Origin of the sequence: Pantoea sp. EABMAA-21 (assembly GCF_030053335.1) — a bacterium.
Taxonomy (GTDB): Bacteria; Pseudomonadota; Gammaproteobacteria; order Enterobacterales; family Enterobacteriaceae; genus Pantoea; species Pantoea communis.
Genome location: NZ_JASGBX010000012.1, coordinates 1 through 12,430, shown reverse-complemented (window position 1 = coordinate 12,430; position 12,430 = coordinate 1). Strand labels below are relative to the sequence as shown.

4 protein-coding genes are annotated in these 12,430 nt (G+C 53.4%); 2 read left to right on the top strand and 2 right to left on the bottom strand.

Going from position 1 to position 12,430, the window contains the following annotated elements:
* Window positions 1–4: 4 nt before the first annotated feature.
* Together mtgA and arcB are read right to left on the bottom strand one after the other, a co-directional pair.
* Window positions 5–727, bottom strand: coding sequence for a monofunctional biosynthetic peptidoglycan transglycosylase (gene mtgA, locus QMZ65_RS17205; RefSeq protein ID WP_058962132.1), 723 nt, complete (start codon window positions 725–727; stop codon window positions 5–7).
* An 878-nt stretch (window positions 728–1,605) separates the two neighbouring features.
* Window positions 1,606–3,960: an aerobic respiration two-component sensor histidine kinase ArcB gene (gene arcB, locus QMZ65_RS17200; protein WP_058962133.1), complete on the bottom strand. Its 2,355-nt coding sequence runs from the start codon at window positions 3,958–3,960 to the stop codon at window positions 1,606–1,608.
* A gap of 885 nt (window positions 3,961–4,845) precedes the next feature.
* Between arcB and QMZ65_RS17195 the strand changes: the two genes are divergently transcribed.
* Together QMZ65_RS17195 and QMZ65_RS17190 are read left to right on the top strand one after the other, a co-directional pair.
* Window positions 4,846–10,377 (top strand): glutamate synthase-related protein, encoded by a 5,532-nt coding sequence (locus QMZ65_RS17195; RefSeq protein ID WP_283216415.1) that lies wholly within the window; start codon window positions 4,846–4,848, stop codon window positions 10,375–10,377.
* 66 nt (window positions 10,378–10,443) lie between these two features.
* Entirely contained in the window at window positions 10,444–12,198 is a 1,755-nt protein-coding gene (locus QMZ65_RS17190) for a sulfite reductase subunit alpha (RefSeq protein WP_283216414.1), read from the top strand.
* The last annotated feature ends 232 nt before the right edge of the window (window positions 12,199–12,430 follow it).

Below are 12,430 nucleotides of genomic sequence, written 5' to 3'. Positions count from 1 at the left end.
GCTGTTAATGCAATTTGTAACGCGCGAGGAAACCTTCCCCACCTAACTGACGCATCTGGCGTATTATCCACTGCTGGCGCATTCGTATATACCCGGAAGGTGCATCAGCGCGGAAGCGAATCGGGTTTGGTAGTACCGCCGCCAGCAGCGCCGCTTCAGAAATCGTCAGACGACTGGCTGGTTTGTGGAAGTAGCGCTGTGAAGCCTCTTCCACACCAAACACGCCGTTGCCAAACTCCGCAATATTCAAATATACCGTCAGAATGCGGCGTTTGGTCCACACGGTTTCGAGTCCAACGGTTAAACCGGCTTCCAGCCCTTTTCGCACCCAGCTGCGGCCATCCCATAAGAACAGGTTTTTTGCGGTCTGCTGCGACAGCGTTGAGGCACCACGCATCTGTTCTGAGCCATCGTTATCCAATACTTTTTGTATCGCATCGACATCAAAGCCCCAGTGCTCCGGAAATTTTTGATCTTCAGAAGCGATCACGGCCAGCGCCATCCACGGAGAAATCTCATCCATGCTGACCCAATCGGAGTGCGCCACATAGTCGAACCGACCACTGAACCAGGCGCCCAGTTGACGCTCCACCATCACCGCAGAAAACGGCACTGGTAAAAAGGCAAAGATCACGATGCCTGCCAGCCAAATTCCCAACCACGCAAGCAGCACTTTAGCAATCAGCACTTTAAGGCGTTGCCCCATTTTCCCTTTACTCTTACTCATGCAATTTTCTCTTACCTGTTCCCTGCATTAATCAATCACCCCGGTCACAATTTTGATTACCTGTAATCCTGGGCAAAACTTTACCGCTTATCCCGTGAAAGTTAGAGATGAAGTTATTACCTGCGTCATCATCGTTCGTCTATTAGAGCCAATCACATCAAGCACTTCCATTATGAGGGAATCGGTTCCATGGTGAAAAACCCAGCAAAACCCTTACAATCGGATACTTCATACAAAGTGATAAAGATCACGTTTAAACTTTCACAATACTTAACAATAAAATTTCAAAGCGTTTGAATAAGCGCACTGATGAGCGCAGCCGTTTCAATAAACGTGGCTGAAATCGCGTCAACATCATCATGATTAGCCCTGACAATGGTAAAGGATTTAGCCTTCCGTTTGGTTTACATTGCACCGCAAAAGCTTAAACTGGAACTTTCAGCAGAGGGTTTCCAAAACGTTTTGGATAACCCACCAGAACTACCTTATTTGTTACCTAATATCAGCATGTTAAGTTCAATCAACTCTGATTTTTCGACTGATTAGGAATTTCAGTGCAGCTGTCAGGCTTTTCCTGCTTCAGGCTGAAGGAAATTCAGGCAAAAAGCAGAACAATTGGTCAAAAATAGTGCAATACGGCAAAGAAATTAATTCCTTGCTTGACTGTGTCAGCAAATTAATGTTTTCTGTATTTAATCGCTGCTCAACTTCACACAATTTAATGAATCTTGTCACAAGCGTTGGCGAATTTGTTAAGGTGATTTCGAAGCGTTAACCAATACCATACTGTTGCTGATCTATTCGACTTCTAACGATAGCAGCAGTACCCATTTCCCTGGTGTTGGCGCAGTATTCGCGCACCCCAGTTTCGACTGGGGTCATTTTTTTCTGGCGTCCGAAGATTTTTCCCTTTCAGCTACCCACTCGCGTAACACGTTAACGTCATGCAGCCACTCATGTTTTAATTCGTCGATCCACTCCTGCACGTTGTCCCACCATGCTGGCAGTTCCGGTGACTGTATCTGTTTCGCCAGTTTCTGCAGATGCAACAGTCCTACTGAGCCCGCAGCACCCTTAATTTTATGCCCTTCTTCCGCAATCCCTTTTTGATCGCGCGCCATCATGTTGGAATCCAGCACGTCGAGATAGCCCGGCATCATCTGTTCAAACATCGTCAGGCTTTGTGTAATCAATCCTGGGCCGACCAATTCGATATACTGTTCCAGCATCTCCACATCGAGCAGCATGCGCGAGTGTACGTCTGAGGACGTCTGAATCTCTTCTTCCGGTTCGCCCTGGTAATCCCAGAACTTTTTAATCATCGCCGTTAAGGCCGGCACCGCCAGCGGTTTACTCAGCACATCATCCATACCGGCGTCGAGATACTCTTTTTTATCTTTCAGCACGTTGGCGGTCAGTGCCACCAGCGGCGGCAGCGCCATGCCAGCATGGCGTTGGTGAATAGCGCGCGACACATCCAATCCGGTCATATCCGGCAGTTGAATATCCAGCAACACCAGATCAAATTCCTGCGGATCAAACATCGCCAGCGCTTCAGTGCCGGTCATCGCCACTTCCACACTGCATCCCAGTTTCTCCAGTACCGAGCGCGCCACAATGACGTTCAGTTCAATATCTTCAACCAGTAATACGTGCAGCGCCGGCAGTGGCATGCTGTCGTCGAGATCTTCGTCTTCCACCTCATCGGCCACACGAGGTGCATTTATCTCGACCACAAAGCATGAGCCCTGCCCCGGCGCACTACTCACGCTAATATCGCCGCCCATCGCCTGTGCCAGACGCCGAGAAACCGCCAAACCAATACCGGTACCGGTGGCGGGTTTTCCGCCGTGCTGATCTTTTACCTGGTAATACATGGCGAAGATCTTGTCCTGCTCTTCCTGCGGAATTCCCATGCCAGAATCCTGCACTTCAAAGCGCAGCGTTTCGTCCTGGTGATAGGCGACCCGCACCACAATCTCACCCTGCTGGGTGAATTTCACCGCGTTACCGATCAGGTTCCATAAAATTTGACGCAGGCGCGTGCCGTCAGCAGAGATGATGTGCGGCAATGGCAGCTCTGGCGCCATCACGAACTTCAGTCCTTTCGGCTGCGCCAGTAACCCGGAGAGGTTTTCCAGATCGGCCAGGAAACCGGTGAAGTCGAGTGGCTGATTATCCAGCTGCACTTTGCGGCGCTCAATTTTGTCCACTTCAATCACGTCATTAAAGATGTTGCCAAGCGTGATGGCCGAGACATGGATGGTTTTCAGGTACTTCAGTTGTTCCTGATTGAGATCGGTGTCCAGCAGAATGCGGCTCAAGCCGACAATGCCATTCAGCGGCGTACGCAGTTCATGGCTGATGGTTGAAATAAAGGTGGTCTTCTCACGGCTGGCATTCTCCAGCGCGTCCTGATAACGCTTACGCTCAGTAATATCGCGACCAAAGCCCATCAGGCCGCTGCGTTTACCGACGCGATCGTAATACGGCACTTTGCGGATTTCGAAGCAGGCTTTGCGCCCATCAGGATATTGCAGCCACTGTTCGTACGTCAGGGAGACGTTATGGCGGAATACCTTTTCATCCGTCTCCAGCACCTTGGAGGCGGCATCTTCATCGTAAATGTCGCGCGGCGTCAGGCCAATCAGTTGCTTCTCGCTCATGCCGGTTAGCAACTCCATCGCACGGTTACAGCCCGAGAACTGCTTGTCGATGTTGCGATAGAATACCAAGTCCGGTGAGGCATCGAGGAAGGAGCGTAAGAAAGAGGATTGCTGTTCCAGCTCGATTTGCGCCTGTTCACGACGCGCCATCTCTTCGCGCAGTTTATCCATCACCTGCTCGCGGGCCTGCTCCGCTTTGATACGATCGTTAATTTCCTGATTCAGCTGAGCGATGGTCTCTTTCATTTGCTGATTAAGTTCAAGATCGCGTGTGCGCATCTCTTCCAGCTTATCGACCAGCTTTGTCAGGCGCTGGCGAGACTCTTCCAGCTGATCAACCACCACCGAGAGAAAATAGACGGCCCAGGGCGTGATTAAGAGACCAAAGAACACCGATCGCACCACATCGATACTCTCAACATGGCCACGCAGTACCATGGTGACCGCCATCTGCACCACCATCGCCAGCACCACCAGTGCTGAAGCTAACAGTAGTGAGAAACGCACCAGCCCAAGCTTGACCATCAAATCAACGTAGTACTGCGCTAAAAGACGAATCTGTTTCATCACGAGCTCCCTGAACGAAATCTGGCTCATGATAGCGTAATTATCGCGGCACTGCGCCGACTCAGCGTGTCATTGCCTGCTGACTTTGCCTCATTATGGTGCATCGCAGCGCCTTTTCGCCGATGTTCGCGTCGTTATGCGTAAAGCGCTTGACTAAATCTGCCAACTGAATAATCTGGAGGGCCGCGCTTTTGCGACCCTTTTGTCACATCCCGTGCTATTCCGCCTCCCGGCAGCCATTTCATCTGATGGTTGCGTCTTGTTATTGCATATTCATTCAACTTTAGCGCCATTTTACTCACAATCAGCTTGATTAATTTTACTAATGACAGCCCTATTTTGATTCAAATATGACGCCATAAGAAAAACAGATACATGCTGTGCGTGAAACCGCCCCAACAGAATTTTATGCTGATGGAATGCAGTTATTCAGCATTGATTAGATATCTGAGGCGTACCTCACAGTGAGACGGCTCACACTTCATAGGGGAATCAGAATCGTCAGATTGACAGTTATTTACGTAATAAATTGTTCATAATCATAGTGTTAATTGGTAAAACAGCCGATTAACCGCAACAAAGCTGGCTATTTGACCTGAGTTCGCTTTCCCGATAAGTTGGAATTCCGCTGGATGCTTTCCAGTCGGGACTGTGTCTCGGCATATCTATGCAGCAAGAAACTCCCTCTGGATGCAAGTTATCTCCCGTAAGAGACCGGAAGTAAGAGCAGCTCATCAAGGACGAGACCATACTCTCTTGAGAGCCTTTGCTCGGTATTGCGACGTCCGCGTTTAAGCGGCGAAAACGAATTTGATACAGCACGCAGCGGTGCTCTGTGCTTGAAATAATGCAGGTAATGTCAAAAGCAGTTTAAGGAGACCCTCAATGTCCACTCAAAAACCTCATCCCTATGGTTTGTATGATCCCTCAGCCGGTAGTGATAGCTGTGGTGTTGGGTTTATTACCCGTAAGGACGGCGAGCAGACCCATGAGATCCTGCAGATGGCCCATAGCGCACTGTGCACGGTACCGCACCGTGGCGGCATGTCTGCTGAGGGCGTGGGCGATGGCGCAGGTGTCAACGTCGACCTTTCTCTGAACTTCTTCCGTAAAGTCACCGGCCAACCGCTGGAAGCCGGTCGCTTTGGCGTCGGTAACTTCTTCGTGCCAAAAGATGCCGAGCTTCGCGCGAACGCTGAGCGTCTGGTGGAAGAAACCCTCGCTGCCCATAACTTCCCTGTGCTGATGAAGCGTGATATGCCGCTGGACGGCAGCGTGACGCGTCCAGCCGCTCTGCAATTCCAGCTGCCGATTGTGCAGTGGATCTTTGCGGCTCCGCAGGAAGTCACCGAACAACTCGAGTTCGAGCGCCACATCTATCGTGCGCTGCTGGACATCGAAGCGCGTGCCTTTACTGAAAGCGAATTCGGCGGTCTCTATCCGCTGTCGCTCTCTTCACGCACTCAGGTATTTAAAGCACGCCTGAACTCTAATGAAGTGATTCCGTACTTCAAAGATTTGACCGATGCCGATCATCAGGTGCGCGGGCTGTTCTTCCATACCCGCTTCTCGACCAACACCGATCCGCACACCACCATGGCACAGCCGTTCCGTCTGATGGCGCACAATGGTGAATTGAACACCGACCGTAAGAACCGTATCGCTGAAGCGGCGCTGATGCTGGCGCGCGGTAAGAAAATCGTGCGTCCGAAAGGCCAGTCCGACAGCTCGCGTCTGGACCAAAGCATTCATAGCCGTTTGATGGAAGATAACCTCGACCTGATCAACGCCGTCGTCTCAATGATGCCACCAGCGTGGGAAAACGACACCTCACTGTCAAATGAAGTGCGCGCCATGCTGGAGTACTTCTCTCTGTATGAAGAGAAGAACGATGGCCCGGCAGCGTTGATCTTCGGTAATGGCGAAGTGATCGGGGCACGCCTTGACCGCCTGGGTCTGCGCCCATTGCGTTCTGTCGAAACCGCTGAATACATCGGTGCGATGTCAGAAGCGGGTCAGATTGCCTTCCCACCGGAAAGCGTACTGCGTCGTGGCCGTATCGAAGCGGGCGGCATGCTCTATTACGATCACAAAGAAAAACGCTCTTACACCACGGTGGAAGCGCTGGAAAAACTGGCAGCAGAGAAAGATTACCTTTCACTGCTGAGCGCGGCTCGCGTGGACCTGCACGATCTGCCGGAGATTCAGGCAGAGCAGCTGGGCTCACCGCTTCGCTATCGTGGCGACCTCAAAACCTATCAGCGTTTTGTGGCGTACTACTACAACCAGGAAAGCTTCAAATTCATGATGGACCCGATGCTGCAAACCGGCGCTGAGAAGATCTCGGCGATGGGTTACGGCAACGCCATCAATGGCCTGTCCGACCACGAAGGCGGCATGGCGCACTACTTCTCACAACGCTTTGCTCAGGTCACCAACCCGCCGCTGGATTCTATCCGCGAAGCGGACGGCATGACGCTGCGCGTGGCACTGGGTGCAAAACCGCACCTTGGCCGCAGCAAAGGTCAGCAGGTTATCGTGCCAACGCCGATCCTGACACACCTCGATATGCTGCGTCTGCGTGAGCAAACCATCGCACCTTATGCGCGTTTCGAGATGCTGTATGAGCCGGTCATCGGCAAAGATATCGTCAGCCGTGCCGCCAACGCCAAAGCGCTGGAGAACGCCATTGATAATCTTGCACAGCAGGTCGTGGATTTCGCACGCCAGCAGGGCGGCATTGCGGTAATCACCGACCGCCACATCTCTTCAACTCACGCGGCGATTCCTATGCTGCTGATGGTCTCTGCCATCAACCAGCGTTTGGTGCAGGAAGGTCTGCGTCTGGATGTTTCTCTGGTGGTAGAAAGCGGCCAGAGTATCTCCTCTCACCACATTGCAGCCACTTTAGGCTTTGGTGCGTCAGCGGTTTACCCGCTGGGCGTACAGATGCGCGCGGAAGAGAAATATGGCGAAGGCGAAGAAGGTAACAAAGCCTTCAAACGCTATGCCAAAGCCGCCGAAAAAGCCTTGATGAAGACCATGGGTAAAGTGGGTCTCTGTACCGTTGAGAGCTACAGCTGTGGTGAATTCTTTGAACCTAACTTCCTGAATACCGACGATCCGGTTCTGAAGAAGTACTTCCCGAATATCAAAACCCCTGTGGGTGGCGCGGGCTTCCCGGCTATCGCTCAGATGGCGGTTGACTGGCATCAGAGTGCGCTGAAAATCCAGGGCGAGGCAGAAGTGCCACTGCTCGGCTTGTTCAAAGAGCGTGCGGAAGGTGCAGGTCACTCTTACGGCACCATCGCCGTGCGTACCTTTATTGATATGACGGAACAGCCGATTCGCTTCGCGGACAAAGCACGCGAAGAGGACAATTTCATCCGTCTGATGACGCTGGCCAAACTGGACAATGCCTTCAGCATTAAAGCTGACGCATTCAAAGACAGTAGCTTCGAACGCATCCCGAACGAGGTCATTGACTCACTGGCGATCACGCCGGATTACCGTCAATTCTCTAGCCTGATGCACGCCGAGCGTAAACGTCGTCCTGCTGCGCTGCGTGACATCCTCGCGCTGCCGTGTGATTTGACCCACGTTGATAGCGAAGCGGAGTTTGGTCGTAAACTCGGCCGTTACTCACTGGTCAACAACGGTTTTGCTACCCGTGGATTGAAGTGTGAAGCGGTGGAAGGCAGCCTGAACCAGTTCGAGCTGCGCCTGATTGATTCAATCGCGGGCCTGAAGCCAGAAGATGAACGTCTGGAAGCGCTGGCACGTGCACTGAAAACCCGCTTTAGCGACGACATCGAAAGCAGCAGCGTGGCCGGCGGTGTATTGCACATCACCGCTTACGGTAAAGCGGCAGATTATCTGTCACTGATCTTTACCGCATTGCCTTCGCTGCCACTCGAAGAGATCCAGCCGGCACACGAAATTACCCGTACTTTCGCCTCAGGTGCGATGAGCCACGGTGCGTTGGTGGCACCTGCACATGAAGCGGTAGCGCACGGCACTAACATGGTCGGCGGCATGAGTAACTGTGGTGAAGGTGGCGAGCACTATTCCCGTCACGGCACCATCCGCGCGTCACGCATTAAGCAGCTGGCGTCAGGCCGATTCGGCGTGTGGGCGGCTTATCTGGCCGATCCGATGCTGGAAGAGCTGGAGATCAAAATCGGTCAGGGCGCGAAACCAGGTGAAGGCGGACAGCTGCCTGCACCGAAAGTGACCGTGGAGATCGCCGCCGCGCGTGGCGGTACGCCGGGTGTTGAGTTGGTTTCACCCCCACCGCACCACGATACCTACTCCATCGAGGATTTGGCGCAGCTGATCCACGACTGTAAGGCAGCGCGCGTGCGCGTTATCGTGAAACTGGTGTCTTCAGAAGGCATCGGTACCATCGCGGTGGGCGTGGCAAAAGCTGGCGCAGACGTCATTAACGTGGCAGGTAACACCGGTGGTACTGGTGCGGCCTCGGTCACCAGCCTGAAATACACCGGACGCGTTGCCGAAATCGGTATCGCGGAAGTGCATCAGGCGCTGTGCGCGAATGGCCTGCGTGACAAAGTGCAGCTGCGTTGCTCCGGTGCACAACAAACCGGTAGCGATGTGATCAAATCTGCCCTGCTCGGTGGCGACAGCTTCGAGTTCGGCACCACTGCGCTGATGATGCTGAAATGCGTAATGGCGAAAAACTGTAACGTTAAATGCCCGGCCGGTTTAACCACCAACGCCGAAGCCTTTGATGGCGATCCGCGTCAACTGGCACAGTACTTCGTTAATGTAGCGCAAGAAGTGCGTGAATTCCTCGCACGCCTCGGCCTGCGTTCACTGCGCGAAGCACGTGGCCGTTCTGACCTGCTGCACCTGATGGATCATCCACTGGAAGTCGGCAAGCTGGATCTGCGTGCGATGTTGACCGTGGTGCCAGAGCAGAAAATCGCGAAGCCGGTCTATCTGGAAAAAGATTTTGAGCTGGATGATGGCTGGGTTGAAGAGCTGAAAACACAGCTGATCGACCAGGCGAGCCGCGATATCGCGCTCGGCGCAGGCATTACCCTGAACAACCGTAACAAGAGCGTGGGCGGCCAGTTGGCCATCGACATCGAGCGCATGCTCAACCACGAACTGTCTGCTGAACAACGTGCTGCACTGCCAGCGGTGTTCAAAGACGATCGCGGCCGTCATTATCTGGCACCGCGCACGGTGAATATCCACACCAGCGGTTCTGCCGGTCAGTCATTCGGTGCCTTCTGCAACGATGGTATGCAGATGAAGCACTACGGCACCTGTAACGATGGCGTAGGTAAAGGTCAGTGCGGTGGCGAGCTGGTGGTGATGTCACCGGGTGGCGGCGCTCAAGACAGCGACGGCAACGTGCTGATCGGTAACTTCGCGCTGTTTGGTGCGACCGGCGGCCGTTTGTTCGTACAAGGCCAGGCGGGCGACCGTTTCGCGGTTCGTAACTCCGGTGCAACCGCAGTCGTCGAAGGTGTCGGCGATTTCTGCTGCGAATACATGACCAATGGCGCAATTCTGAACCTCGGCACCTTTGGTAAAGGTTTCGGCAACGGCATGAGCGGTGGCTTTGCTTACCAGTATGATCCATACGGCGCACTGGCAGGACACGCAGCGGGTGATTCCGTGCTTTTCGGTTCAATCGCTGACGAAGATGAATTGGCGCAGGTTCACAAGCAAGCCGTGCTGACCATGCTGAACTGGCACCTGGAAGCCACTAACTCGCCGCGCGCAGCCTGGCTGCTGGAGAATTGGGAAACCGAGTGCCACCACTTTGTCTACGTGATGCCGCGTTCACTGCTGCTGTATCAAGATGGTGGCGAGATCCTAAAAGCGAAATCACGTAAGGATCTGCTGGAAGAGCTGTCAACCTCACTGGCTGCACATCAGGTTGCCAAATTCAAAGCGGCCTGGCGCACGGGTAAAACCATTGCGGATGGCGCCGTACCGGCTTACGGTGCGACCGATACGGCAGAAATGTTCGTGTTGCTCAACAACTACACCGTGCTGAGCTTCGCGCAGCAGCTGGCGCTGGGCAAACTGCCGAAAGGCACGCCTGTTGAAGATGCTGCGGTTGAGAAAGCGGTTCGTAACCTGCTGATGACCGAAGATTTTGCGCTGGTGAGCAAACTGCAACGCCATGCACGCTCAGCCATTGAGAGCTACAGCGATGACGAACTGGCGAGTCTGATTGCAGCAAAACGTATGTCCGATTACAAAGCAGCATTAACGCAACGCAACATTCGCTCCATGGACAGCCTGGCGACTTATGGCTGGATCATTTATCAGGATGCCCGTAACCGCGAGGTGCTCGGCCATCTGCCTGATTTCGAAGAGCTGTTTGCGCGTGCTGCACTGCCAGAAATCGCCGCTGCTGTCGGGAAACTTTCCTGATAGCAGCACCAATGAATGTGTGTATATTGACTGAACATCACGAAACGGGTTTGAGTACAGATATCCATGAAGATTCCTTACATTCCTGAAGATGCGCCATTTAACGGCGAACAGAAATACTGGCTGGCGGGTTTTCTCGCCGGTCTCCACTCGCGCCTGTTGGTATTAGAAGATAAGCAGACGGCACCTGCCGCCGGTGGCACCACCAATACTCAGCTGCACATTCTGTTCGGTTCACAAACCGGCAACGCAGAAGCGCTGGCACAAACCGCGGCTAAAGCGGCACGAGCCAAAGGCTTGGTGCCTGTGGTTCAGGCTCTGGGTGAAGTGGACCTGGACGTGTTCGCGACCATGCGTCATGTGCTGATTGTCACCTCCACCTACGGTGAAGGCGAAATGCCGGACAACGCACAGCTGTTCTGGCAGGCACTCTCTGCCAGCACCGCGCCACGCCTGGAGCAGATGCACTTTGCCATCCTGGCGATTGGTGATACCGGTTACGATGGCTTCTGTCAGGCCGGTAAGTTCTTCGATATGCGTCTGGAACAGCTGGGTGCAAAACGTGTCTTTGACCGCATCGATTGCGATATCGACTTCGAAGAGCCGTCGAGTGCATGGATTGGCGATGCAATGCCACAATTTGCCGCCAGTGCGGGCAGCAGTGGCACGGTATTAGAGAGCGCGCCAGAAGCGCCTGTCATTCCAGGTAGCAACAAACAGAACCCTTACGCGGCTGCATTGGCGACCAACAAGCGTCTCTCAGGCGAATCATCGGCGAAAGATATTCGCCACTTTGAATTCGACCTCACCGACAGCGGCCTGAAATATGAAGCCGGTGATGCGTTGGGTGTCATCCCAGTGAACGATGCTGAACTGGTTAGCCTGCTGTTAAGCGAGCTGAAAGCCGATTACGAAACGCCAGTACCTGGCTTTGACCGTAACCTCGGCGACCTGCTGACCTATCAGTTCGAAATCTCTGAGCCATCGCGCAAGCTGATTGAGTGGGTAGGCCAGCACACTGCCAACCAGGAACTGCTGCACGTATTGCAGCACGACGATAAAGACACTCTGGCTAACTGGCTGTGGGGCAAAGACACACTGGATCTGCTGCAGCTTGAGCTGAAGCGCACTCTGTCTGTACCAGAGTTCGTGGCGATGCTGCGTCCGTTGCAGCACCGTGCGTACTCCATCTCTTCCAGCTCCAAAACGCATCCGAATCAGGTGCACCTGACAATTGCTTCCGTGCGCTACCACAGCGGTGGCCGTGAGCGTAAAGGCGTATGTTCAACCTACCTGGCTGAGCGCGTGCGCCGTGGCGAGAAGCCAGCTATCTTTATTTCGCCAAACAAAGCGTTCCGCGTGCCGGCTAACGGCAATGCTCCGCTGATTATGGTTGGACCTGGCACCGGTATTGCCCCGTTCCGTGCCTTCCTGCAGGAACGCCAGTCAACCGGCGCTGAAGGTAAGAACTGGCTGTTCTTCGGGGATCAGCATCAGGAACACGACTACATTTATGAAGATGAGCTTAACGGCTGGCAGCAAAGCGGTCTGTTAACACATCTCGACCTGGCATTCTCACGCGATCAGGAAGAGAAGATCTACGTGCAGAATCGTATGCTGGAAAAAGGCGCTGAGCTGTATGCCTGGCTGCAGGATGGCGCGTACTTCTATGTTTGTGGCGATGCTTCGCGCATGGCGAAAGATGTGGATGCAGCGCTGTATGAAGTGGTGCGCCAGTTTGGTGGACTCTCTAGCGAACGTGCAGCGGCTTACATTGACCAGTTGAAGAAAGATAAGCGCTATCTGCGTGACGTCTACTAAGGCCCAAAAAAAGGAAGCTAATGAGCTTCCTTTTTTACATCTGCTGTCGCGGCACGATGAATCGCACCATGTAAACGCGGTTCAGATGCGCGATCAATCGCGCCGTTATTGAGAAATGCTTCCATAAAAAAACGGGCCAATTGGCCTAATCCCGATCAGTTAAGCCTGACTGGCATTTTTTCTTCTGGCTGTCGGATATTTATAGGGTCTCTCTTTCACCACCCTTGGGAAC

Coding starts and splice junctions, on each gene's coding strand:
- mtgA (WP_058962132.1), bottom strand. CDS start 727: ATGAGTAAGAGTAAAGGGAAAATGGGGCAACGCCTTAAAGTGCTGATT.
- arcB (WP_058962133.1), bottom strand. CDS start 3,960: ATGAAACAGATTCGTCTTTTAGCGCAGTACTACGTTGATTTGATGGTC.
- QMZ65_RS17195 (WP_283216415.1), top strand. CDS start 4,846: ATGTCCACTCAAAAACCTCATCCCTATGGTTTGTATGATCCCTCAGCC.
- QMZ65_RS17190 (WP_283216414.1), top strand. CDS start 10,444: ATGAAGATTCCTTACATTCCTGAAGATGCGCCATTTAACGGCGAACAG.